Annotated in this window: 25 protein-coding genes; 15 read left to right on the top strand and 10 right to left on the bottom strand. The window is 66.4% G+C overall.

Features of this window, described 5'->3' with window-relative positions:
- Positions 1-94: 94 nt before the first annotated feature.
- From KXD98_RS19855 to KXD98_RS19835, 5 genes are all read left to right on the top strand, one after another.
- Positions 95-406 carry a hypothetical protein gene (locus tag KXD98_RS19855; RefSeq protein WP_260760035.1) on the top strand — a complete coding sequence of 104 codons (312 nt, stop codon included), beginning with the start codon at positions 95-97 and terminating at the stop codon, positions 404-406.
- An 80-nt stretch (positions 407-486) separates the two neighbouring features.
- On the top strand, positions 487-714 hold the full coding sequence (locus KXD98_RS19850; protein WP_260760034.1) for a hypothetical protein: 228 nt from the start codon (positions 487-489) through the stop codon (positions 712-714).
- A gap of 346 nt (positions 715-1060) precedes the next feature.
- Positions 1061-1432 (top strand): phage terminase small subunit P27 family, encoded by a 372-nt coding sequence (locus KXD98_RS19845; protein ID WP_260760033.1) that lies wholly within the window; start codon positions 1061-1063, stop codon positions 1430-1432.
- A gap of 5 nt (positions 1433-1437) precedes the next feature.
- A complete protein-coding gene (locus KXD98_RS19840) occupies positions 1438-1662 on the top strand; it encodes a hypothetical protein (RefSeq protein ID WP_260760032.1) in 225 nt (74 codons plus the stop codon).
- A gap of 247 nt (positions 1663-1909) precedes the next feature.
- Complete coding sequence (locus tag KXD98_RS19835) at positions 1910-3346, top strand: phage major capsid protein (protein ID WP_260760031.1); 1437 nt, start codon at positions 1910-1912, stop codon at positions 3344-3346.
- 1014 nt (positions 3347-4360) lie between these two features.
- Here KXD98_RS19835 and KXD98_RS19830 read toward each other — a convergent pair.
- Entirely contained in the window at positions 4361-4750 is a 390-nt protein-coding gene (locus KXD98_RS19830; RefSeq protein WP_260760030.1) for a hypothetical protein, read from the bottom strand.
- 220 nt (positions 4751-4970) lie between these two features.
- Here KXD98_RS19830 and KXD98_RS19825 point away from each other — a divergent pair, with 220 nt between their 5' ends.
- On the top strand, positions 4971-6338 hold the full coding sequence (locus KXD98_RS19825) for a cation:dicarboxylate symporter family transporter (protein ID WP_260760029.1): 1368 nt from the start codon (positions 4971-4973) through the stop codon (positions 6336-6338).
- Positions 6339-6417: 79 nt separating this feature from the next.
- Here the strand turns inward: KXD98_RS19825 and KXD98_RS19820 are convergent, their stop codons facing one another.
- On the bottom strand, positions 6418-7638 hold the full coding sequence (locus tag KXD98_RS19820) for a lipid-transfer protein (protein WP_260760028.1): 1221 nt from the start codon (positions 7636-7638) through the stop codon (positions 6418-6420).
- Between the two features lie 210 nt (positions 7639-7848).
- Between KXD98_RS19820 and KXD98_RS19815 the strand changes: the two genes are divergently transcribed.
- Positions 7849-8916, top strand: a complete 1068-nt coding sequence (locus KXD98_RS19815; protein WP_260760027.1) for a dihydrodipicolinate reductase — start codon at positions 7849-7851, stop codon at positions 8914-8916.
- Here the strand turns inward: KXD98_RS19815 and KXD98_RS19810 are convergent.
- Positions 8867-9304, bottom strand: coding sequence for a helix-turn-helix domain-containing protein (locus KXD98_RS19810; RefSeq protein WP_260760026.1), 438 nt, complete (start codon positions 9302-9304; stop codon positions 8867-8869). The two genes, KXD98_RS19815 and KXD98_RS19810, sit on opposite strands and share 50 nt — an antisense overlap.
- An 82-nt stretch (positions 9305-9386) precedes the next feature.
- Here KXD98_RS19810 and KXD98_RS19805 point away from each other — a divergent pair, with 82 nt between their 5' ends.
- The 3 genes from KXD98_RS19805 to KXD98_RS19795 all read left to right on the top strand — a co-directional run bounded on the left by KXD98_RS19805 (position 9387) and on the right by KXD98_RS19795 (position 11659).
- A complete protein-coding gene (locus KXD98_RS19805) occupies positions 9387-10229 on the top strand; it encodes a class I SAM-dependent methyltransferase (protein ID WP_260760025.1) in 843 nt (280 codons plus the stop codon).
- Between the two features lie 81 nt (positions 10230-10310).
- Entirely contained in the window at positions 10311-10799 is a 489-nt protein-coding gene (locus KXD98_RS19800; protein WP_260760024.1) for an SRPBCC family protein, read from the top strand.
- A complete protein-coding gene (locus tag KXD98_RS19795; protein WP_260760023.1) occupies positions 10796-11659 on the top strand; it encodes a patatin-like phospholipase family protein in 864 nt (287 codons plus the stop codon). The genes KXD98_RS19800 and KXD98_RS19795 overlap by 4 nt, the downstream gene beginning before the upstream one ends.
- On the opposite strand, the gene KXD98_RS19790 is transcribed toward KXD98_RS19795, so the two are convergent.
- Positions 11651-12616, bottom strand: coding sequence for a patatin-like phospholipase family protein (locus KXD98_RS19790; RefSeq protein ID WP_260760022.1), 966 nt, complete (start codon positions 12614-12616; stop codon positions 11651-11653). The two genes, KXD98_RS19795 and KXD98_RS19790, sit on opposite strands and share 9 nt — an antisense overlap.
- 114 nt (positions 12617-12730) lie before the next feature.
- Between KXD98_RS19790 and KXD98_RS19785 the strand changes: the two genes are divergently transcribed.
- Positions 12731-13531: a metalloregulator ArsR/SmtB family transcription factor gene (locus KXD98_RS19785; protein WP_260760021.1), complete on the top strand. Its 801-nt coding sequence runs from the start codon at positions 12731-12733 to the stop codon at positions 13529-13531.
- A 50-nt stretch (positions 13532-13581) separates the two neighbouring features.
- Here the strand turns inward: KXD98_RS19785 and lpqV are convergent, their stop codons facing one another.
- Positions 13582-14010, bottom strand: coding sequence for a lipoprotein LpqV (gene lpqV, locus KXD98_RS19780; protein WP_260760020.1), 429 nt, complete (start codon positions 14008-14010; stop codon positions 13582-13584).
- 112 nt (positions 14011-14122) lie between these two features.
- On the opposite strand from lpqV, the gene KXD98_RS19775 reads away from it, so the two are divergent.
- Both KXD98_RS19775 and KXD98_RS19770 read left to right on the top strand, forming a co-directional pair.
- A complete protein-coding gene (locus KXD98_RS19775; protein WP_260760019.1) occupies positions 14123-14644 on the top strand; it encodes a cysteine dioxygenase family protein in 522 nt (173 codons plus the stop codon).
- Positions 14637-15005, top strand: coding sequence for a rhodanese-like domain-containing protein (locus KXD98_RS19770; protein WP_260760018.1), 369 nt, complete (start codon positions 14637-14639; stop codon positions 15003-15005). Before KXD98_RS19775 ends, KXD98_RS19770 begins: the two co-directional genes overlap by 8 nt.
- Here the strand turns inward: KXD98_RS19770 and KXD98_RS19765 are convergent.
- Genes KXD98_RS19765 through KXD98_RS19755 form a run of 3 tightly spaced genes read right to left on the bottom strand, consistent with a single transcriptional unit; the run spans position 15002 to position 18525 of the window.
- A complete protein-coding gene (locus tag KXD98_RS19765) occupies positions 15002-16690 on the bottom strand; it encodes an alpha/beta-hydrolase family protein (RefSeq protein ID WP_260760017.1) in 1689 nt (562 codons plus the stop codon). The two genes, KXD98_RS19770 and KXD98_RS19765, sit on opposite strands and share 4 nt — an antisense overlap.
- A gap of 9 nt (positions 16691-16699) precedes the next feature.
- Positions 16700-17479: an enoyl-CoA hydratase gene (locus tag KXD98_RS19760; protein ID WP_260760016.1), complete on the bottom strand. Its 780-nt coding sequence runs from the start codon at positions 17477-17479 to the stop codon at positions 16700-16702.
- Between the two features lie 2 nt (positions 17480-17481).
- Positions 17482-18525, bottom strand: a complete 1044-nt coding sequence (locus tag KXD98_RS19755) for an enoyl-CoA hydratase/isomerase family protein (protein WP_260760015.1) — start codon at positions 18523-18525, stop codon at positions 17482-17484.
- A gap of 173 nt (positions 18526-18698) precedes the next feature.
- On the opposite strand from KXD98_RS19755, the gene KXD98_RS19750 reads away from it, so the two are divergent.
- Positions 18699-19544 (top strand): Bax inhibitor-1/YccA family protein, encoded by an 846-nt coding sequence (locus KXD98_RS19750; protein ID WP_260760014.1) that lies wholly within the window; start codon positions 18699-18701, stop codon positions 19542-19544.
- 191 nt (positions 19545-19735) lie between these two features.
- Positions 19736-20659, top strand: coding sequence for an endonuclease domain-containing protein (locus tag KXD98_RS19745; RefSeq protein WP_260760013.1), 924 nt, complete (start codon positions 19736-19738; stop codon positions 20657-20659).
- On the opposite strand, the gene purT is transcribed toward KXD98_RS19745, so the two are convergent.
- On the bottom strand, positions 20640-21842 hold the full coding sequence (purT, locus tag KXD98_RS19740; RefSeq protein WP_260760012.1) for a formate-dependent phosphoribosylglycinamide formyltransferase: 1203 nt from the start codon (positions 21840-21842) through the stop codon (positions 20640-20642). The genes KXD98_RS19745 and purT overlap by 20 nt on opposite strands.
- A gap of 22 nt (positions 21843-21864) precedes the next feature.
- Complete coding sequence (locus KXD98_RS19735) at positions 21865-23082, bottom strand: acetyl-CoA C-acetyltransferase (RefSeq protein WP_260760011.1); 1218 nt, start codon at positions 23080-23082, stop codon at positions 21865-21867.
- Between the last annotated feature and the right edge of the window lie 25 nt (positions 23083-23107).

Below are 23107 nucleotides of genomic sequence, written 5' to 3'. Positions count from 1 at the left end.
CGTCCCGGCGCTGAGTGGCACGCTGCGGGTTTTCTCGCCGCCGGGGAAGCGAACCACCTGGGCAGGTGTTGGACGTCGTTAGGGAGGCACACACATGCGACAGCAGCTCACAGACCTGGATCGCCAACGGCGACGCATCGCCCTGCTCGGCCAGCAGATCGAGACGGCGCTGATGCGTCGCCCCGGTGCCGTACCACCGTGGAGCCCGTGGTCGGCCATGCAGGCGCTCGACCGCCTCGGCCACGGCCCGGTCATGCTGGCCGACGCCGACCAACTCGACCGCATCGAGTGCTTCGCCCGGTTGTGGCTGGAACTGATCGAACAGTTCGGCGACATTGCGGTGTGGTCGAGCGCTGCCGACGACGACGGCATCGCCCCACCAGCTAGCGAGCGTTGGGCCTGCTGATGGCACAGCTGCGGCGCGGAGGTGCCGTGCAGGTGCAGGGTGGGACGCCGAGCCGGTGTCTGAGCACCGACCGTGCCCAGGTGGCAGCACGCGCCATAGTTGCCGACGCTCGACGCGGTGCCGCCTACGCCACCAAAGTTGAGCAACACCTGCGCGGCCTCGGCGTCGCACAACTGAGAAACGTTGTGGGCCAACTGTTCTATGCACTCGCCGATCACGCCAAAACCGTTGACCCGCAACAACACCCGACACCGACCGACACGCCCCAAACCGCAACCGGCACAACACAACCCGAGACCCAGTCGTGAGCGGGACATGCTGCCGCCCAACAGGTCCCGACCCAGGGGGGCCGGTCCCCCCATCGCGGAACGTTTGCCCGACCGACAACGCCCCGCGTCGCCGCATGTGCACGGTCGGAAAATCAGGTTTGCACTGCACGGTCGGCGTACAATGGGCCGCAACACATTCCGACCTCAGTCGGCTACTGAAAACTGTTGGTACGCAAGGAGGCCTCTGAATACTATGGGCGGTAAAGGATCGGGGCGACGCGCAGCGCCCGCAAGTCTGCGGCTTCTGAAGGGCGTCCGCGAAGGGCGCGACAGCGGTGGACGACGGGTTCCGTTGCCGCCCAGCTTTATTCGTGAGGCACCGGAGATGCCGGCTGATCTCACCGAGAATGAGAAAGTCCTCTGGGAGGCAACGGTCCCCACGTTGGAACGTCTCGATCTGCTCACCGAGGCACACGTCGGCGTGCTGCGCGGCTACGCCATGATGTATGACCAGGCCCTCCGTGCTCACGCTGCCGTCGAGCGGTTCGGGGTGTTGTTGCCGGTGAAAACCCGAACTGGCACCGCCGTGAAGAGTAACCCCGCTCTGCGGGAGGCGCGGATGGCAGTCGGAGAGATGCGGGCCTGCGCCCGCGAACTCGGCTGCACACCCGCTGCAGAGTCGGCCATCGCGGGTCTTGCTGCGGGAACAGCTGACCCGACCGCGCCCAACCCGTTCGGCTGGGCGGGAACAGTCTGATGGACATGGATTGGGTGCAGCACGACGACGGCACGTGGCGGGCCACTGACGGCGACCGGTTGCATATTGTGCGCCGCGAGCACGTGCCCTATCCGAAGGACGCACCGCCCGGTTTGGCGTTGCAACACGGCGGGTTCTGGATGCTGGAAAGCTGGGTGGACGGGCGACCGTTCGGGCACCCGCGTCGGTTCGACAATCTGGCCGATGCGAAACGCGCGGCGGCGTCGTGAGTGTGTGATCGGGCGAAGCCCCGGCGTGTCGTCGATGGTGTGTCGCCGAACAGGTTGGCGTGATGCGGAATCGCTCGCTAACCTGAAGGGTGCTCACGTTCGCGCAACGTCGGCACCTGAAACACTGCGGCTGTCAGGTGACCCGGCTACGAGAGGCCCGACACTCTGGTGAGTCCCGAAACTGTTGCCTCCCAACACTCCCCGCAAGCCGGGGTGTCTGTTGTGGTCTCTCGAAGGACGCCAAAACATGAAGACACGTGAAGAATTGGCGCGGATGACGCGCGACGATTGCGCTGCAGCCTGCGCCGAACTCGTGCAGGAGCAGGGCAAAATCATCTCTTCGAAACACCGGCTCAGCGCCGCCGACGAGCAGCGGGTTCGCGAGCTGCAGGACGAATTCGACCAAGTCAACGGCCATCGCAAAAGGCTGGACGTGAAGTCGGGCCGCGAGCCGCTCGGCGAGGGCCGGACAAAGCTGGTTCCCGGCACCGATCCGGGCGATGGTGACCACGAACGCGGCAGCCGTGTCCCTGGCCGCGACCGAGCGATGCGCCTGCTGGAACGCGCTGTCAGCGACGGCACTGTCAACGCTTCCGGCGCCGAAACAGTCGAGCGCCAGCTCGACACCGGTTCATTGCTGGCCCGGTCCTGGTCGGCCCGGTGGGTGGCCGCGACCGGCAGCGAGGCCTACCGGTCAGCGTTCGCCAAGAAGGCTATCGACCCCGACAACGGGCATCTGTCCTGGACACCCGACGAGGCCGAGGCGTGGCGGGTCGCCACCGCCGTGCACGCCGAACGCAGCGCGATGTCGCTGACCGACAACCAAGGCGGCTACTTGGTGCCGTGGCACCTCGACCCGACAGTGCTGCTCACCAACGGCGGGTCCACCAACCCGCTGTTGCAGATCGCGCGTGTCGAGCCCACGTTCACCGACGTTTGGCACGGTGTCACCAGTGCCGGGGTGACCGCCGAATGGCTTGGTGAAGGCGACGAAGCCGCCGACGCGTCGCCGACGTTCGGTCAGCCCGCGATCCCGTGCCACAAGGCTTCCGCGTACGTCGAATGGTCGTTTGAGGTCGGCATGGACGCCGCTAGCTTCCTTGACGAGCTAGGAAAGTTGCTGCTCGACGGGCTCGACCAGTTGACAAGTGCGGCGAGCACGCTCGGCACGGGGACCGGTCAGCCGACCGGCGTGGTAACGGCTGTCGCCGCTGCGGGTGGTTCGGTGGTGTCGCCGACTGTTGCCGAAACATTCTCCGCAGCAGATATTTACAAGGTGCAAAACGAGGCAGCGCCACGCTGGCAGGCAAATTCATCGTGGATGATGGGTTTGGGTTTGATCAACACGGCGCGACAGTTTGAGACCGGAAACGGCGCGCTACGTTTCCCGGAGCTGCGCGACAACCCGCCGATGCTGCTGGGCCGCAACGTGTTCGAGAACTCACACATGGATGTGACGATCAATCCGGCTGTCACCGAAGACAATTTCGTCGCATTGTACGGCGACTTCAAGCAGTTCCTGATCACGGTTCGTTCGGGCTCGCTGCTTGAGCTGATCCCCAACGTGGTCGGCCCCAACCGCAGACCGGTGGGGCGTCGCGGTGGATTCTTGTGGGCCAGATACGGTTCCGGTGTTCTCGTGCCCGAAGCGTTCAGGCTGCTCTCGATCCCCACCACGGCCTAACAAGACCACCCGGGCCGGGTGCCGTTGTCCTTTCGGTTCAGCAGATCAAAGGCGGCACCCGGTTCGGGTCTAAACCCGGCTCCCGGCTGCGTGTTCGGTGGTTGACGCGTCGCCGGTCGAGCCGAACCCCTGCACCGCCGCGTGTTTGCTTCTCCTTTCCTGGCGCGCGGCGGTGCGGGGGCGCACAATCGTTGGGAGGCAACGTGAATCGGAAACAAGTGGAGGCTTTACAGGCGGTGGGTGTGCGGGCGGAGACGTTCGACGAGGCGTGCGCCTGGTGCGGCAGGCCCAGCACATATCATCGACAGATCGACCGTTACACTCACCGCGACAGCAGCCCACACCTGGATTGCTGGGTAGCACTGTCGCAGGGCAGGACACCGGAACCGGTTGTGAGTCAACGTGACTCACGTGTTCGGCGTGCGGGTGGCCCACGTGTCAGCGGGTCTCACCGCAAGCGCGCGGTGGTGGCGGGTTGAGCGCGCACTGTCTTTCACCTCCGGTGGCCTGGAGGCTGGTGTCGCTCGTCGGGCAGTCTCCAAATGCCGTCAGAGCCTTCGATATAACCCTCTTCGGTCAGCAACTCCTCGGCTTGCCGCAGTCGGTAAGAATGCGCATCATGCCGCGCGAGCTGATGGCGCAGACTGTTCGGGTTAGTGTCGGGTGCAATCCGGTATTCGGTCATGGCAGGTTCCTCATCTGTATTGACGGGTTGAGCGGGGTCTGGGGCGAACCTCTGCGCCCCATTACGCACTCGGTGTGCGTTCGCCATGCCATGCCGCGACGGTGGACCCGAAGGTCACTTCAACCGGAGGTTCTGGCGGCGATGATACCAGTGTGGTCCGACAACTGGGAAGACATGAGGAGCGCCGCAGCCTCCCTGCCACGCCCGCATGGTGCGCCGACACGATCACACCATCGCAGCGTGGCCGACCCGCCAGGGGCACGCTCAGCGCCGGGAACGCACAAGCAAAGCGGCCCCCGACCGTAGCCGGGGGCCGCTCGCGGTGGATGTCACCCTCGGTGGGGTGTCCAGCGCTGCCACTGTTGCGCCAGCTCGTCAGCCTCGGCCACCGTGCGCGCCAGACGCCGGAAATGGTCGGCGACCGGCTGGGACTGGCCGGGTGCGAACTGCACGTCGGCCAGCCGGATGAACACTTGAACATCGGCCAGCGTGCCGTCGTGGCGCTGGTACGACCACACCGAGACCGGCCCGAACAGGTCGGCGGCGATGTACCGTTGCGCCGCGTCCCACTGCTCGACGTGGTTGCAACCGGGCGGCACCGGCACCGTCGAGCACGTGCGGGTGTGCTGGCCGATGCCGCCGCAGCAGGCGCGGGTGGCCGAGTCGACAGGAAAGCCGCTGGTCGCGGTGGTGTTGTCGGTGGTGGTGTGGTGGTGCATGATGACTCCTTGTGGTGGTAGAGCGACACCACGAGAAGGCTTAGCCGATCGCGTTTGCCAAGTCAGATAATAGACAGCACAGCGCGTTGCGTTTCCGCTGCTGAAACGCCCCAGAGCATGGCGCCTACTTGAAATCAATGAACTAAAACGTGACCTGGCTCACGCCCTCAGTGAGCATCCTCTCAGACCCAATTCGCACGCTGTATCTGGAGGAGTCACGATGACAACGACATTGGACCGGCCGGCTTCGGGCCCGGCGCCCGAGGAGCCGAAGAAAAGGCGCGACCGTACCCACTGGTTGTTCATCGCCGTCATCATCTCGGTGATCGCCGGTATCGGCGTGGGCATCTTCGCTCCCGAGATCGGCAAGAGCGTCGGCGTGCTGGGCACGATGTTCGTGGCGCTGATCAAGATGATGATCGCGCCGGTCATCTTCTGCACGATCGTCTTGGGCATCGGATCGGTCCGTAAGGCCGCCACCATCGGCAAAGTGGGCGGATTGGCGTTCGTCTACTTCATGGCGATGTCGACATTCGCGTTGGGGATCGGCCTGCTCGTGGGCAACCTGCTGCACCCGGGTAGCGGCCTGCATCTGACCGAGGGCGCGGCGGGCAAAGGCGTCGAACTGGCCGAGAAGGCGCACGAGTCCGGCGGCCTGATGGAGTTCGTCCAGGGCATCATCCCGACATCGATGTTCTCGGCGTTGACCGCGGGCAGTGTGTTGCAGGCGCTGTTCATCGCGCTGCTGGTCGGTTTTGCGCTGCAAGGGCTGGGGCGCGCCGGCGAGCCGATCCTGCGTGGCGTCGAGCATCTGCAGAAGCTGGTGTTCAAGGTGCTGGTCATGATCCTGTGGCTGGCCCCGATCGGAGCGTTCGGTGCGATCGCCAACGTGGTCGGACAGACCGGGTGGGCCGCCGTGGGGCAACTGGCTGCCCTGATGCTCGGCTTCTACCTCACGTGCGTGATCTTCGTCTTCGGGGTGCTCGGCGTATTGCTGCGGGCGGTGGCTCGGGTCTCGATCTTCAAGCTGGTGCGCTACCTGGCCCGCGAGTATCTGTTGATCGTGTCGACCTCGTCGTCGGAATCGGCGCTGCCCCGGCTGATCGCGAAGATGGAACACCTCGGTGTGGACCGCTCGACAGTCGGTGTCGTTGTTCCCACCGGCTATTCGTTCAACCTGGACGGCACCGCGATCTACCTGACGATGGCCTCGCTGTTCATCGCCAGCGCCCTGGGTGACCCGTTGACGCTGGCCGAACAGATCGGTCTGCTGCTGTTCATGATCGTCGCCTCCAAGGGTGCGGCCGGCGTCACCGGCGCAGGTCTGGCCACGCTGGCCGGTGGTCTGCAGGCGCACCGCCCGGACCTGCTCGACGGAGTCGGACTGATCGTCGGCATCGACCGCTTCATGTCCGAGGCGCGAGCTCTGACCAACTTCTCCGGCAACGCGGTGGCCACGCTGTTGGTGGGGTCGTGGACACACACCATGGACCGGGCCAAGGTGAAGTCGGTCCTGGCCGGTGATGACCCGTTCGACGAGCTGACGATGCTCGACGACGATCACGCGAAGGTACCGGCGACGGTGTAGCCGGTCGTTGTCTGCCCGCGCAGACGCGGAGCCCCCCAAGATTGCTGTCAGAGGGGGGCTTTCGCGACTGCTCGCAGTTCTACCGGTCGGCGCGCCGGTAGGCGGTGACGACAGCCGCCCCGCCGAGGCCGATGTTGTGCTGCAGCGCGGCAGTCACCCCGTCGACCTGACGCTTGTCGGCGGTTCCGCGCAACTGCCACGTCAGCTCGCTGCACTGGGCCAGCCCGGTTGCCCCCAGCGGATGCCCCTTCGAGATCAGCCCACCGGACGGGTTGACCACCCAGCGTCCGCCGTAGGTGGTCTGGTCATCGTCGATGAGCTGCGGCGCCTCGCCGGGCCCGCACAACCCCAAGGCCTCATACAGCAGCAGCTCGTTGGCCGAGAAGCAGTCGTGCAGCTCGATCACCTGAAAATCCTGTGGCCCAAGCCCGGACTGCTGGTAAACCTGTTGTGCAGCTTGGACATTCATGTCATAGCCGATGATGTTGGCGGCGCTGCCGTCGAACGTCGACGCGAAATCTGTCGTCATCGCCTGCCCGACGATCTCGACGGCCTGGCCGGCCAGTCCGCGTTTGGCGACGAAGTCCTCACTGGCCAACACCACCGCCGCCGAGCCGTCCGAGGTGGGTGAACACTGCAGCTTGGTCAGCGGATCGGAGATCATCTTGGCTGCCAGAATGTCGTCGAGGGTGTACTCGTCCTGGAACTGCGCGTACGGGTTGTTCACCGAGTGTTTGTGGTTCTTGTATCCGATCTTGGCGAAATGCTCCGCGGTGGTGCCGTACTTCTTCATGTGCTCACGGCCTGCCGCGCCGAACATCCACGGCGCCACCGGGAATTGCATCTCGTCGATGTCGTTGAGCGCCAGGATATGCCGCTTCATCGGCGACTCCCGGTCGTCGGCACCGCCGCCCAGCGATCCGGGCTGCATCTTCTCGAAGCCCAGCGCCAGGACGCAGTCGGCCAGGCCACCGCGGATGGCCTGCGCGCCCAGATACAGCGCCGTCGATCCGGTGGAGCAATTGTTGTTGACGTTGACGATCGGGATGCCGGTCATGCCCAACTCGTAGAGCGCGCGCTGACCCGACGTCGAGTCACCGGTGCAGTAACCCACATAGCCCTGCTGGATGTCGGTGTAGTCCACCCCGGCGTCGGACAGCGCATTGGTGCCCGACTCGCGGGCCATGTCCGGGTAGTCCCAGCCCTCCCGCCGCGCCTCATGCTCCGCTCCGCCAGCTGCGCGTCCGCCCGGCTTCTCGAACTTCGTCATACCGACACCGATGACAAAAATCCGGCTCATATCCCGTCGTCCCTTCGCTTCGTTGCGTCTTGTTTGCACGTTAGCGCGGGCCGGACGGATTCCAGCCGCCAGGGCTCACACGCCCCGAAGTGGTTGAGCGCCGCCGCGACGTGGTCGCGGACGGGTTTTCCATTTCGGGTGCCTACGCGCGGACATCTGGTGTAGTTGTCGATAGAACGTGTTCTAGTTTTGCGTGCTGGAGGAGGCGACATGGCGTTGCGGGTCGTGCAATGGGCCACCGGTGGAGTGGGTGTAGCGGCGATCAAAGGGGTGCTTGAGCATCCCGAACTGGAGCTGGTCGGCTGCTGGGTGCACTCACCGGAAAAAGCCGGCCGCGACGTCGGGGACATCATCGGTACCGCCGCGCTCGGCGTGATCGCTACCGACAGCGTCGACGAGATCCTGGCGCTGGACGCAGACGCCGTCATCTACTCGCCGCTGATCGCCAACCCCGACGAGGTCGAGGCGCTGCTCCGATCCGGGAAGAACGTCGTCACCCCCGTCGGATGGCTGTATCCCAGCGAGCGTAGCGGGGCGTCGATGCGAGCGGCCGCCGTCGCCGGCGGTGCCACTCTGCACGGCACCGGAATAGCCCCGGGCGGTATCAGCGAGAAGTTCCCGCTGATGCTTTCGGCGATGTCCACCGGCGTGACGTTCGTGCGGGCCGAGGAGTACTCCGACCTGCGCACCTACGAGGCGCCCGACGTGCTGCGCCATGTGATGGGCTTCGGCGAAACCCCGGACAAGGCGCTGACCGGGCCGATGCAGAAGATGCTCGACACCGGGTTCATCCAGGCCGTGCGGATGTGTGTCGACCAGCTCGGGTTCGCCGCCGACCCGAGAATTCAGGCCCGACAAGAGATCGCCGTAGCCACCGCGCCGATCGACTCGCCGATGGGGACGATAGAACCGGGACAGGTCGCGGCCCGCAAGTTTCACTGGGAAGCGCTCGTCGACGGTGAGCCGGTGGTGCGGGTGACGGTGAATTGGCTGATGGGGGAGGACAATCTCGACCCGGCCTGGTCGTTCGGGCCGGAGGGGCAGCGCTACGAGATGGAAGTGCGCGGCAACCCCGACTTCACCGTATCGGTGAAGGGCTTCCAGTCCGAGGTCGGCGGAGAGGGCCCGGAGTACGGAGTGGTCGGCACCGCCGCGCACTGCGTGAACTCGGTTCCTGCGGTATGCGCGGCGCCTCCCGGGATCGCGACGTATCTCGACCTGCCGCTGATCAGTGGTAAGGCGGACCCGGGCAGGGCGCGCGCGGCGGCGGCGCACTGACCAGTCCGGCCGCGGCGAGGTCGAGGTAGCCGCGGAAAGTGGGACATTCCATGTGATTCGGAGCCGGACAGGCCGCGGCGTGCTTGAGCGCGGTGCTGATCGCGGAGAGTCTCGCTATGGTGCTGTCGATCTCTGCTGCCCGGGCTTCAAGGGCGTTTCGGTCGATCTGGCGCGCTCCGCCGAGTGCGAGCATCGTGGCGATCTCGTCGAGCGAGAACCCGGCAGTCCGCCCGAGTGCGATGAGCGCCAACCGGTCGAACACGTCAGTGCCGAAGAACCGGCGCCGACTCCGTCGAGCCACCGAGGCGATCAGTCCCTTCTCCTCGTAGAACCGCAGCGTCGAGGCCGGCAGGCCAGAGCGCTTCGCGACCACAGAGATGTCGATCACCGCCGGATAGCTCCTCTTGCGCTCAAGTCCACTTGAACTGCGATTGTGGGCCTTGTCCAGTTTGTAGGCAAGGGAGAAGACGATGGCCGACCGGGGAAACGCTGCTCAGGTGCAGGTGTGGAACGGCGACAGCGGCGAGGCGTGGGTGACGTTGCAGCGCGTGCTGGACCAGACGCTGAAACCCTTCGAGGGCCTCATTGTCGACTCTGTCGCTGCGTCAGCCGAACCTCGCGAGCAGATTTTGGATGTGGGTTGTGGAACGGGCGCAACGACATTGGCCCTCGCCGAGCATTTCGCAGACCACGGTAGGTGCACCGGAATCGACATCTCCGAGCCGATGATTCAGACGGCTCGCAAGCGCGCGCAGGGCAGCAATCTTCCGGTCGAGTTCATTATCGGTGACGCCCAGTCGTTTGCCTTGCCGCCGAACACATTCGATCTCCTGGTGTCCCGCTTCGGAGTGATGTTCTTCGATGATCCCGCGACGGCGTTTGGAAATCTCAGGCGCGCGACACGACCCGGTGGCCGACTCACGTTCGTGTGTTGGCGTCACCCCAGGGATAACCCGTTCATGAGCACCGCCGAGCACGCTGCGGCGCGGTTGCTCACCGACCTTGAGCCATTGACCACGGGCAGCCCTGGGCCGTTCGCATTCGCCGATGCGCATCGGATACAAGCCGTTCTGCGCGACGGCGGCTGGACGGACGTCGATATCAGGCCGGTTGACGTCGCATGCACCATGCGGGAACGCGACCTTCCTGCCTACCTGACGCGGATGGGGTCGGTAGGCCGGAGACTGCGGACCGTCGACACCCAGACACGCGCTCAGGTGATCACCGCGCTCAGCCAGGCATACACGCAGTTCGTCGTCGATGGCGAAGTCCGCTACACCGCAGCGTGCTGGATGGTCCACGCCCGGCGTTGAGCTGCACTCCCCGACTGCCGCGATCGTGGCACACCACCGTGCCCCCAACGTCGCGGCCCCATTGCCTCTAGCATTCGGGATATGCCTGAAGCCCACCTGATGGAGCAGTCGCGGGCCATTCCCGTCGACCTGGAGACCGCGTACCGACGCACCCTGCCGATACCGCTGCCCACCCTGTTCAGCCGCTGGTACGGCCCCATCGCCCCGATCAAGGCGGTACGCGACCAGAGCGGAGACTGGAGTGCGGTAGGCCAGACTCGCACCGTCGTCCAGGTCGGCGGCGGCACGATGCGTGAGGAGCTGACCGCCGTCGACGCACCACACGCGTTCGGCTACACCCTGTCGGGGATTACCGGCGCGCTGGCGCCGCTGGTCGACCACATCGACGGGCAATGGCTTTTCGCGCCTGCCGGGACCGGTACCGAGGTGACCTGGAGATGGACCGTCTACCCGCGGTCCGCGGCAGCGGCACTGGCGATGCCCGCGTTCGCGCGCCTGTGGCGTGGATTCGCCAGGCTGAGCCTCGAGCAGCTCTCCCACGAGTTGCTGCGCGAAGAACCCGCCGGATGACCGATCGAAGGCGCGCACTGGTGCTCGCTGGGGGAGGGCTGGCCGGCATTGCCTGGGAAACCGGAGTGCTGCTGGGGATCTGCGATGAGGCACCCGAGGCCGGTGCGGCCCTGGTGGACTCGGAGGTCCTGGTCGGGACGTCGGCGGGATCGACGGTGGCCGCCCAGCTCGGCAGCGGAACCCCCCTGGAGGAGCTGTTCGCCCGGCAGCTGTCCGAGGAGGGCGGTTCCCATGAGATTCATCCCGGTGCGTCGATCGAGACGATCATCGAGCTGTTTCTCGACGCGATGCAGACCCCTGGAGCCACCAAAGAGCAGAAGCTACAGAAGATCGGCGCCGTGGCAGCCGGTGTCGAGACCGTCGCCGAACCGGTGCGCCGCAACGTCATCGCCCACCGGTTGCCGTCCCATCAGTGGCCGCAGCGAATGCTGCGGATCACCGGAATCGACATCGACACCGGCGAACTGGTGATCTTCGACAACGCCTCGGGGGTCGATCTGGTCGATGCCGTCGCCGCGAGTTGTGCTGTGCCCGGGGTATGGCCACCCGTCACCCTCGGCCGGCGTCGATACATGGACGGAGGTGTGGGCAGCACGGTCAACATGACCGCAGCCCACGACTGTGCGGTCGCGGTCGCACTGGTCCCGTCCGGCGCGCAGACGCCGTCCCCGTGGGGCAGCGGCGCGGTCGACGAAATCAGCGCGTTCCCCGGCGCGACGCTGGCGATATTCGCCGACTCGGATTCGTTGTCGGCGTTTGGCCCCAATCCGCTGGACCCGGCCTGCCGGGCGCCCTCGGCACATGCCGGGCGCGCGCAGGGACGCCGCGAAGCGCGCCGCGTTGCCGACTTCCTAACGTGACACGCGAGCTTCCAGCGCGTCCAGTCCGGTCGCGGCCAACTCCTGGCCGATCTCGATGACCTCGGCGGCGCGGTGGAAGTCCAGACTGCGACACACCGTGCGCGGCACCTCGATCAACAGATCGGGTGGGTAACTGGCCAGCGTGTGACGAGCCAGCGCCGACTGCGCGATGTCGATGACCCGGTTCATCACATCGAAGCTGCTCAGTTTCGGCACCGCTGGTGTGTTGCTGTCGTCGTCCACCACCGGCTCGTCATCGCCGGTCATGAAGCGGCCCAGCACTGCCCGACCCGTCTGGGTATCGAGCAATGAACGCGCCGCCCTGGAGTCGAGCAGCGAGGACCGGGTGCGCCACATTCGGTTCAGCCACTCACCGCTGGGACGAGCGCCCTGCTCGTCCCGGCGGGACTCGGGGTCGTCGCCGGACAGGCTCACCGCCAACGTGACATCGGCGACCGAAGCGGCGATGGGAGCCATCGGAATCGGGTCCAGGATGCCGCCGTCGGCCAGCAACCGGCCGTCGAGAACATGCGGGGTGATCAATCCGGGGATGGCGATCGAGGCCCGGATCGCGTCATCGACCGGACCGCGCTGCATCCATACCGCCTTGCCGGTGATGAGGTCGGTGGCCACCGAGGTGAACGGGACCGGGAGTTCCTCGATGGTGACGTCACCGAGCATGTCACGGACGGCGTCGAGGATTCTCTCTGCCCGCAGTACGCCGGGCGAGGTCAACGAAGGATCGAGCAGCCGTAGCACCGCCCGCTGGGTCAACCCGTCGGCCCAGCGGGTGAATTCGCCGAGCTTGCCGGCCGCCTCCAACCCGCCGACCAGGGCACCCATTGACGATCCGGCGATGCCGACGATCTCGTGGCCTCGTTCATGGAGCTCGTTGATGACGCCGATGTGGGCGTAGCCGCGTGCCCCGCCGCTGCCCAGCGCCAGTGCGACTCGCATGCATGCATTCTGCGCTGTGCCAGCACGGGATGCCGAACCTTGACATGCAGCCGAATGACTGCATATCCTGCGAAAGGTAGCCACAAGGCTGCATGTTGTGGCAGAACTGAATACATGGACGAGGTGTTCCGGGCGCTCGCCGACCCCAATCGACGTCGCCTGCTCGACAGCTTGAACGCCCGCAACGGGCAGAGCTTGACCGAACTGTGCGCCGGGCTGGACATGGCCCGGCAATCGGTGAGCAAGCACCTCAAGGTGCTCGAGGCCGCCAACCTCATCAGCACCGTCTGGCGGGGCCGGCAGAAGTTGCACTACCTCAACGCCGAACCGATCAATGCGATCGCCGATCGCTGGATCACCCATTACGACCGACTGCGGGCACAGACGCTCGCAGACCTGAAGACAGCATTGGAGCGGGATTCCATGGAGCACGACAGCAGCGGCAGCGACTTCGTCTACACCACCTACATCAGGACCACGCCGGAACGGCTGTGGCAGGCCGTCACCGACCCCGCGTTCTCCGAGCGCTACATGGGGCATGGGCTGGTCACGGACTGGAAGGTCGGATCGAGCTATGACTGGCGCGACGGCGATCTGAACATCAGCAGCCCCGAACAGGTGATCCTGGAAGCCGACCCCTACCGGCGACTGGCGTTCGCCTTCCACACGTTCACCCCGCAGCTGACGACGGTGGGGTTGTCAGCCGACGTCATCGAACGGGCGGCGGCCGAACCGCGGTCCACGGTGTCCTTCGACATCGAGGAAGTCGAAGGCGGTCGCGTCAAACTGACCGTCATCCAGACCGGTTTCCCACGAGCAAGCATTGTGCGCGAGCTGGTTTCGGGCGGCTGGCCCTCGAAGCTCTCCGACCTCAAGAGCAATCTGGAGCTGGCGTCGGTCGCCGCAGGTGCCTGAGCGCGCTGCAGGCAATTAAAGACACCCGTGATCTGAAATCGGCCGGGCCGTCAACCGCACAGCGCAGCGGCGGCCGCCTCGACCGCGACGATCACCGCCGACTGCTGACCCGGTGAGAGCTCCGACCAGCGCTTGTCGAACGTCGCCGGTCCGGCGGACTGCGACTCCTGCACGGTCTTGAGGAACGGCTCGATCTGCGACCGTGGATCGCCACCCTGCTGCTCCATCCACGTTCGCGCAGTTCGGCACGCGTGGAAGTAGTGGTTCTCGGTGGACTCGGCCGGAGCGTCGACGGCCGTCGTCACACCACCGGGGGAGACCCCCGCCGCGCCGCGCGGTACCGCCGAGCCGGGTTCGACGGGGGCGTCAGCTGGCGTTGCAGCAGACGGGGTGGACGGCTCAGTGCCGGCCGAGCACCCCGGTATCAGCGCGCACGCGCACAGGGCGGCGCCGAAGGCGGGGAGACGGTACCTGCGCATGCGGCCAATCTATGCAAGACTGGCCGCCGTGATCGACGTGACCCGGGTTCAGGAGTGCTGTCAGGCCTAGCCGCCTGCCCCCTGACCCGTCCGTCCTTCCCGGAGTTCCCTGATGATCCTGGCCCCCACCCGTCTACGCCTTGCCGACCTTCTGCACGTCACCGACCGCTTCGCCGACGACGTCCTCGTCGGTGACTACGACCACCTGTTCCCGGCGGGCGGGTTACCCCGCGCCGAGCGCTGGTTCACCCGCCTGCACGGCAACGACGAACTCGATGTGTGGCTGATCAGTTGGGTGCCTGAGCGCTCGACCGAGTTGCACGATCACGGCGGATCGCTGGGCGCAGTGACGGTGGTCAGCGGGGCGCTGCGGGAGACCCGTTGGGACGGTTCGACGTTGCGGGACCGCGCGCTGAACGCCGGTGATCAGGCGGCGTTCCCGCTGGGTTGGGTGCACGACGTCGTGTGGGCCCCCGACACCGTCACCGTCGATGCCGCGCCGGGGCCGACGCTGAGCGTGCACGCCTACTCGCCGCCGCTGACGGCGATGTCCTACTACGACGTCACGGCCAACCGGCTGCGCCGCACACGGACCGAGCTGACCGACACGCCGGAAGGTGACAGCCATGGGTAGCCGTATCGACACCATTCTGGACGCGGCGCGGGCGCGGCTGAACCGCTTGTCCGCCGATCAGGTGCCCGCTGCTCTCGCACGTGGGGGCCTGCTGGTCGACATTCGTCCGGCGGCGCAACGAGCAGCCGAGGGGTCGGTACGCCACGCGCTGGTGATCGAGCGCAATGTGCTGGAGTGGCGCTGCGACCCGACCAGCGACGCGCGGCTGCCGCAGGCCGTCGACGACGACGTCGAATGGGTGATCCTGTGCTCGGAGGGCTATACCTCCAGCCTGGCTGCCGCGTCGCTGCAGGACCTCGGCCTGCACCGTGCCACCGATGTCATCGGCGGTTATCACGCGCTCAAACACGTCGTGAGCTAGGAGCCCTCATCGCTGCGCAGCAGCGGACGCAGTCGCTCGGTTTTCTCCGGTGTCCATCCGGGCGGTTGAAGGATCTGCGCCCACGCATTGGCCACGTTGCGGACGTACACATGGCCGTGTCCGTCGGGCACGTTGATCGCGACCGCCATGTCGGCTGATACCTGCAGGAACGTCACCACCGGAATCCACTCCATGTCCGGGGAGACGTCGATGCCGCGTTTCTCGCGCAACCAGTCCGGCCGGGCGAACAGCAGGTCGGGATCCCACCATGCGATGGGATCCGAGGCGTGCTGCAGGTAGACCACCCTCGGCTGCTCCCAGACCGCGTCGGGACGCTGCAGATCCTCAGGTTCGGCGACGAAGCGCACGTTGGCGCCGTCGTCGTAGATGGGCAGCCACTGAGGTGAGCCCGGGTCTCGGTTGAGGGTCAGGTCGTTCCACACCGTGTTGTTGAACGTCGGCCCGCTGAACAGGGCCCCGTCGGTGCGTGCGATCAGGTTGTTCAACGCCAGGAACGGGGCCTCACCGCCGAAAGAGCCGAGACTCTCGCCGAACACGACCAGCTTCGGCCGTTGCGCCTCGGGCATTTCGCGGATCAGCTCGTCGACCGCCTCGAAGAGAGCCTGACCGGCCTGGCGGGCATTCTCCTTGTCCACCAGGAACGACAACCAGCTCGGCAGGAACGAGTACTGCATCGACACGATCGCGGTGTCACCGTTGTACAGGTACTCCACCGCCGTGGCTTCGGCTTCGTTGATCCAACCGGTTCCGGTGGTGGTCGCCACGGCCACCACCGCGCGCTCCAGACCGCCGGTGCGCTGCAGTTCCCGCGCCGCCAACTCTGCGGTCGCCTTGATGCCGTCGGCCGAGTTCAAGCCTGCATAGGCCCGGATCGGTTCGACGGCCGGAGCGCCATTGAACTCGGTGAGTTCCTCGACGGTGGGTCCGCCGGCGATGAAGATGCGCCCCTGGTGTCCCAGCGATTCCCACGACACCAACGACTCCGGACCCCCGGAGCGCAGAACCGACTGCGGCGCAGCGGTATCGGGGTCGGTCTCGTCGTTGACCGCGGCGAAGGTCTTGTTGATCGTGCTCATCGCGAAGCGCACCACCACACCGTTGAGCAGCGCCACCGACAGCGCCACCACCAAGCCCACCGCGATCACCGCTGAGACACGTGGCGGCGCAACGCGATTGAGCTGACCGGACAGGAACCGTACCACCAGACGAACGGCTTTCCCGGCTTCGACGAGGACAAACAGCGTTACCAGGGCCAGTACCGCAGCCAGCGGGTAATCCCAGAAGCCCAGTCGCGGCACCCCCATCAGGTCACGAACGTCGTCCTGCCAGCGATGGAACCAGTAGATCGCCAACACCATTCCCACCGCACCGACGCCGGCGAGGATCAACCAGGCCCACCGAGGTGCGGGTGGGCTGGTCTGTCGAGAACGCAGGTAACGCACCAGCCACACCGCGAAAACGCCGATGCCGTAACCGGCCGCGCCCGCACCACCGCTGACCAGGCCCTGAAACAGCGGGCCGCGCGGTAGGAGTGAGGGGGTCAGTGACAACCACAAGAACACCAGTCCCACAGCGGTGCCGGTGAAGGTGTAGTGGCGAATCCACCAGGTGCGCCGCAGTGCCACGCGCTGTTCGGACGCCGGGACCTCAGAGGTGTCGGTCACCCACGCACTCTATCGGTGCGTGAAGTTCGCCTGTCGCTTCTCGGCGAATGCGTTCATTCCCTCGGTCTGGTCGTCGGTGGCGAACGCCGAGTGGAACAGCCGCCGCTCGTAGAGCAAGCCCTCGGAAAGGGTGGTCTCGAACGATCGGTTGACCGCTTCCTTGGCCATCCGTGCTGCTGACAGCGACATTGCGGCGATGGTGCGGCCTACGGCGTTCGCTTCCTCGAGCAGCGTGTCCGCAGGTACCACCCGGGAGACCAACCCGGCACGTTCGGCTTCGTCGGCGTCCATGTTGCGTCCGGTCAGGATCAGATCCATCGCCTTGGCCTTACCGATGGCGCGGGTCAGCCGCTGCGAACCGCCCATTCCCGGCAGGACGCCGAGCTTGATCTCGGGTTGCCCGAACTTCGCACTGTCGGCGGCGATCAGGATGTCGCACATCATCGCCAGCTCGCAGCCGCCGCCGAGTGCGTAACCGGCGACGGCGGCGATGGTCGGGGTACGGATGGCCGCGAACTTGCCCCAGGCGGCGAAGAAATCGGAGGCGAAGACATCGGCGAAGGACAGGTTCGCCATCTCCTTGATGTCGGCGCCGGCGGCGAAAGCCTTTTCGCTGCCGGTGAGGATGATGGCGCCGACACCCGGGTCGGCATCCAGTTGCGCTGCAGCGGTGGTGACTTCGTGCATCACCTGGCTGTTGAGCGCGTTGAGCGCCTTGGGTCGATTGAGTGTGATGGTGGCGACGCGGTCCTCGCGGGTGAGCAGGATCGTCTCGTAGCTGTCAGTCATTCTCACTCCTGTTCGAACGTCAGATCGGGTTGTGCGGGTGCGAAGTACGCGTCGACGTCGGCGTCGGTGACGGCAGCCAGTGACGGCGGCACCCACTGCGGATTACGGTCCTTGTCAACGAGCTGCGCGCGGATCCCTTCCACCAGATCATGGGATCGCAGTGCCGCGCAGGAGGTCCGGAACTCCTGCACCAGCACGTCTTCGAGGGTCGGTAGGCCGGCGGCGCGGCGGACTGCCTGCAGTGTCACCGACAGCGCGATGGGGGAGCGGGTGGAAATCAGGTCCGCAGCTTTGGCGGCGCCGGGGGCATCGTGGTCGCGCAGCGCGGCGACGATGTCGGCGACGGTCTCGCCGGCATAGCAGCTGTCGATACACTGCCGTTCGGCCTGCAGCGGACTCGGCGGCGGCGCCTCGGCGTGGGTGGTCAGCGCGGCTTCGACACCCTCGCCCACGAGGGTCTCGACGAAGGAGCCGAGGCGTTCGTGGGGCACGTAGTGATCGGCGAAGCCCATCGCGACGGCGTCGGCGCCGGAGAACGCCGCCCCGGTCAGCGCGGCGTACGTTCCGAGTTGTCCTGGGCTGCGCGCCAGGATGTAGGTGCCACCGACGTCGGGAATGAAACCGATGCCGACCTCGGGCATGGCCATCTTGGTGGTGTCGGTGACGACTCGCACGCTGCCGTGCGCGCTGATGCCGACACCACCGCCCATGGTGATGCCGTCCATCACTGCGACGTAGGGCTTGGGGTACCTGCCGATGTAGGCGTTGAGCAGATACTCGTCGTGCCAGAAGAGGCGTGACTCGCTACCACCGGCCTTGGCGTCGTGATAGATGGCCACCACGTCGCCCCCGGCGCACAAACCGCGCTCGCCGGCACCGGAGACGACCACAGCTTCGATCGTGTCGTCGGTTTCCCAACTCTTGAGCGCCGTGGCGATCATCGTGACCATCGAGTGGGTCAACGAGTTGATTGCCTTGGGACGGTTGAGCGTGATCAGGCCGACGCCGTTGACGGTCGTTACTAGGACATCCTCGTTTTCGTCCACGGAATGCAATCTAGATCGTCTCGCCGCCCATTGCCCCGCCGGGTAAGGTTTCCTGTGAAGCTCCTGGGAGGTGACCTCCGGATTCGGGAACCGTCCGGGATCCTCACTCGTTGAGTGGGTGTTCGTCTCCGGCGAAGACATGCCACAGGACACAACACAGGAAGGAACCGACGGTGCGCGAAAGCAGCAACCCGGTATTTCGCACTTTACCCAAGGGGCAGCAAGGCGGATATGCGCAATTCGGTACCGGAGCCGCTGGCTACGGTGCGCAAGCGGTACACGCCGATCCCTATGTGAGCCAGTACCCCGATCAGCAGCAGACCGGTGTCTCGCGTCCGCTGACCATCGACGATGTCGTCACCAAGACGGGCATCACGCTCGCTGTGCTGGCGGCCTTCGCGGTGGTGTCCTACTTCATCGCCACGATCAACCCCGGCTTCGCCATGATGCTGGCGATGGGCGGTGCGATCGGCGGCCTGGTGCTGGTGCTGGTCGCGGTGTTCGCCCGCAAGCAGGACAACCCGGCGATCGTGCTGAGCTACGCGGGGCTGGAAGGCCTCTTCCTCGGCGGTATTTCGTACCTGTTCGCCAATGTGGTCTCCAACGGCGGCTACTCGATGATCACCCAGGCGATCATCGGCACGCTCGGCGTGTTCTTCGGCATGCTGGTCGTCTACAAGACCGGAGCCATCCGCGTCACCCCGAAGTTCACCCGAATGATCGTTGCCGGCCTGTTCGGCGTGCTGGCCTTGATGCTGGTCAACTTCCTGGCCGCGATCATCGGCGGCGGCGACGGCCTGGGTCTGCGCAGCGGCGGCATGCTGGCCATCGGATTCTCGCTGCTGTGCATCGGCCTGGCGGCGTTCAGCTTCCTGATCGACTTCGATGCGGCTGATCAGATGATCCGCGCCGGTGCTCCGGAGAAGGCGGCATGGGGCGTGGCGCTCGGCCTGACCGTCACCCTGGTGTGGCTGTACGTCGAGATCCTGCGTCTGCTCAGCTACTTCAACAGCGACTAGTCACACGCGCGAAAGGGCGTCCACCGCGGTGGACGCCCTTTTCGTGTTCCGGGGGCGCTGTTGGGGGCGCGAGAGAGCGCTCAGCGCGTCGAATCCCGCGGATGCGCAGTCTGAGCGCCCTCTCGCGGGGTTATCCACAGGTCGCGAGACTGAGGCTGTGCGGCGCGCCGGACAGCGGCGATTCTCGACTCGTGCAGGTGCCGTTCATCGGAAGCGAGGCGGTCGCCGCCGGAGTGGTCGGAAAACACCTGCTGCGTACCAGGTTCGTGGCGCTGCATCCCGACGTGTACACCCGTCCCGGCGTCGAGCTGAATACCCACCACCGGGCCACCGCCGCGTGGTTGTGGTCGCGCCGTGGCGGTGTGCTGGCCGGCCTGACCGCAGCCGCGCTGCACGGGGCGCGATACATCGAAGATTCGCAGCCCATCGAGCTGGTGTGGTCGAACGGTCGCGCCCCGCGGGGCATCAGGACCCATAAGCAGGACCTGGCCGACGATGAGATCACCCGCCGGCGGGGCCTGCCCGTCACGACCGTGCAGCGCACGGCGTTCGACCTTGCCCGCCGGGAGGGATCGCTCGACGCGGCCGTGGCCCGGCTCGACGCGCTGGGAAATGCCACGGGTTTCGACGCCGCCGACGTGCTGCTGTGGGCGAGGCAGCGGCATGCGGGGAAACGTGGTATGCGACAACTGGCAGTCGCGCTGGACCTGTACGACGCGGGCGCGCAGTCCCCGCGCGAGACCTGGCTGCGGTTACTGCTGATACGCGCCGGGTTCCCGCGCCCGTCCACCCAGATACCGGTGGTCAGTGCCGACGGACGACGGCGCTACTACCTCGACATGGGCTGGAAGGAACTGAAGTTGGCGGTCGAGTACGACGGCGATCAGCACCGCGTCGACCCGCTGCAGTTCGCCCACGACATTCGGCGCGCCGAGGACCTCGACGAGCTCGACTGGGCGCGCGTGCGCGTCGTCAAGGCCAACAGCACCGGCGACGTATTGGCTCGCGTCGCGCGCGTGTACGACGCGAGAGAGCGCTCAGCGCGTCGAATCCCGCGACTGCGCGATCTGAGCGCCCTCCCGGCGACCGAGACGACTAGGGAACTCGCGGGGTGACCCGGCCCGCGGCTTCAGTCGCGTTGCGGCGCGCGGTCTGGACGTCGTCGGCGTAGGCCAGTGCCACACCCATCCGGCGTTGGACGAAGCTCTCCGGCTTGCCGAACAGCCGGATCTCGGTGTGCGGTACCTGCAGCGCGCTGTCCACCCCCTCGAAGATCACGCCCTCGGCGTCCACGCCGCCGTAGATCACCGCGCTGGCGCCCGGCGACCGCAGCGCGCTGTCGACCGGCAGACCGAGGATGGCGCGTGCGTGCAGCTCGAACTCGTTCTGCCACTGCGTCACCATCGTGACCATGCCGGTGTCGTGGGGGCGCGGGCTGACCTCGCTGAACCAGACCTGGTCACCCTTGACGAACAGCTCCACCCCGAAGATGCCCTGCCCACCCAGATCGTCGGTCACCGCGTGTGCGATCTGCTGCGCGCGTTCCAGCGCCGTGGCCGACATCGGGTGCGGTTGCCAGCTTTCGACGTAGTCGCCACCGACCTGCCGGTGCCCGATGGGTTCGCAGAACGTGGTCTCCACCGCGCCGGAGGCGCCGCGGGCGCGCACTGTCAGCAGTGTGATCTCGTAGTCGAAGTCGACGAACCCCTCGACGATGATGCGGGTGTTGCTCACCCGGCTGCCCGACATCGCGTACTCCCATGCTGGCGCGACATCGTCGGGACCGTCGATCTTGGACTGACCCTTGCCGGAGCTGCTCATCACCGGTTTGACCACGCACGGATACCCGATGCCGTCAGCGATTGCGGCATGGAGCTCGTCAAGCGAATCGCAGAACCGGTACGGGCTGGTGGGCAGGTCGAGGGTCTCGGCCGCGAGACGTCGGATTCCCTCGCGGTCCATGGTCAACCGCGCGGCCCGGGCGGTCGGGATGACGGTCACCGCGCCTTCGGCCTCCAGCTCTTCGAGCGCCGGCGTCGCGATGGCTTCGATCTCGGGCACCACCAGGTCGGGCCGCTCGGCCTCGATCAGCGCCCGGAGCTGGCCCGGGTCCGACATCGTGATCGTGCGCGCGTGGTGGGCGACCTGATGACCGGGGGCGTTCTGGTAGCGGTCGACGGCGATCGTCTCGACGCCGAGGCGCTGCAGCGCGATCAGCACTTCGCGGCCGAGTTCGCCCGAGCCGAGCAGCATGACTTTGGTGGCGCGCGGTGACAGCGGCGTTCCGATGGTGGTCATCGGAACGGCATTCTATGGGCGGCTAGCTGAGCCGCTCCACGACCATCGCCATCCCCTGACCGCCGCCCACGCACATCGTCTCGATGCCGAAGGTCTTGTCGTGGGTGGCCAGGTTGTTCAGCAGCGTGGCGGTGATCCGCGCCCCGGTCATCCCGAACGGGTGGCCCAGCGCGATCGCGCCGCCGGAGACGTTGAGCTTGTCCTCGTCCATGCCGAGTTCGCGCGCCGATCCCAGCACCTGAACCGCGAACGCCTCGTTGATCTCGTACAGATCGATGTCGGAAATGCTCATCTTGGCGTTCGCCAACGCCTTCTTGACGGCCTCGATCGGCCCGAGACCCATGATCTCCGGCGACAGCCCCGACACGCCCGTCGAGACGATGCGGGCCAGCGGCGTGAGGCCCAACTCCTTGGCCTTGCTGTCGCTCATGATCATCACCGCGGCAGCGCCGTCGTTGAGCGGGCACGCATTGCCCGCGGTGATCGTGCCGTTCGGCCGGAAGACCGGCTTGAGCTGGCTGATCTTGTCGTAGCTGGTCCCTGCGCGCGGACCGTCGTCGGTGGAGACGACGGTGCCGTCGGGCAGCGTCACCGGCACGATCTCACGCTCGAAGAATCCGCTCTTGATGGCCTCCTCGGCGCGATTCTGCGACCGCACCCCCCAGTGGTCCTGGTCTTCGCGGCTGATGCCGGTGTACGCCGCGACGTTCTCGGCGGTCTGGCCCATCGCGATGTACACGTCGGGCAACAGGTCGTCCTCGCGCGGGTCGTGCCACTCGGTCGCGCCCTCGGCGGCCTTGGCCGACCGCTGCTGCGCATCCTCGAAAATCGGGTTCTTCGAGTCCGGTGCGCCGTCGGCGGCCCCCTTGCCGAACCGCGACACCGTCTCCACGCCGGCCGAGAGGAACGCGTGGCCTTCGCCGGCCTTGATGGCGTGAAACGCCATCCGCGTGGTCTGCAGCGACGACGAGCAGTACCGATTGACGGTGGTGCCCGGCAGGAAGTCGTAACCCAGCTGTACCGCGACCGCCCGCGCGATGTTGTAGCCGGCTTCGCCGGCAGGCTGGGCGCACCCCATCATCAGGTCGTCGATATCGCGGGGATCCAGTGCGGGCACCTTGTCCAATACCGCCTTGACCATCTGGGCGGCCAGATCGTCGGGGCGCATCGAGACCAGCGATCCCTTGTTGGCCCGGCCGATGGGTGAGCGGGCAGTGGCGACGATGACGGCTTCGGGCATGACGGCTCCTCGTATGCGGCGGTGC

The sequence above is a fragment of the Mycobacterium sp. SMC-4 genome, assembly GCF_025263265.1.
Lineage (GTDB): Bacteria > Actinomycetota > Actinomycetes > Mycobacteriales > Mycobacteriaceae > Mycobacterium.
Note: the sequence above shows the minus strand (reverse complement) of the source record. Positions and strands in the feature narration are given on the sequence as shown.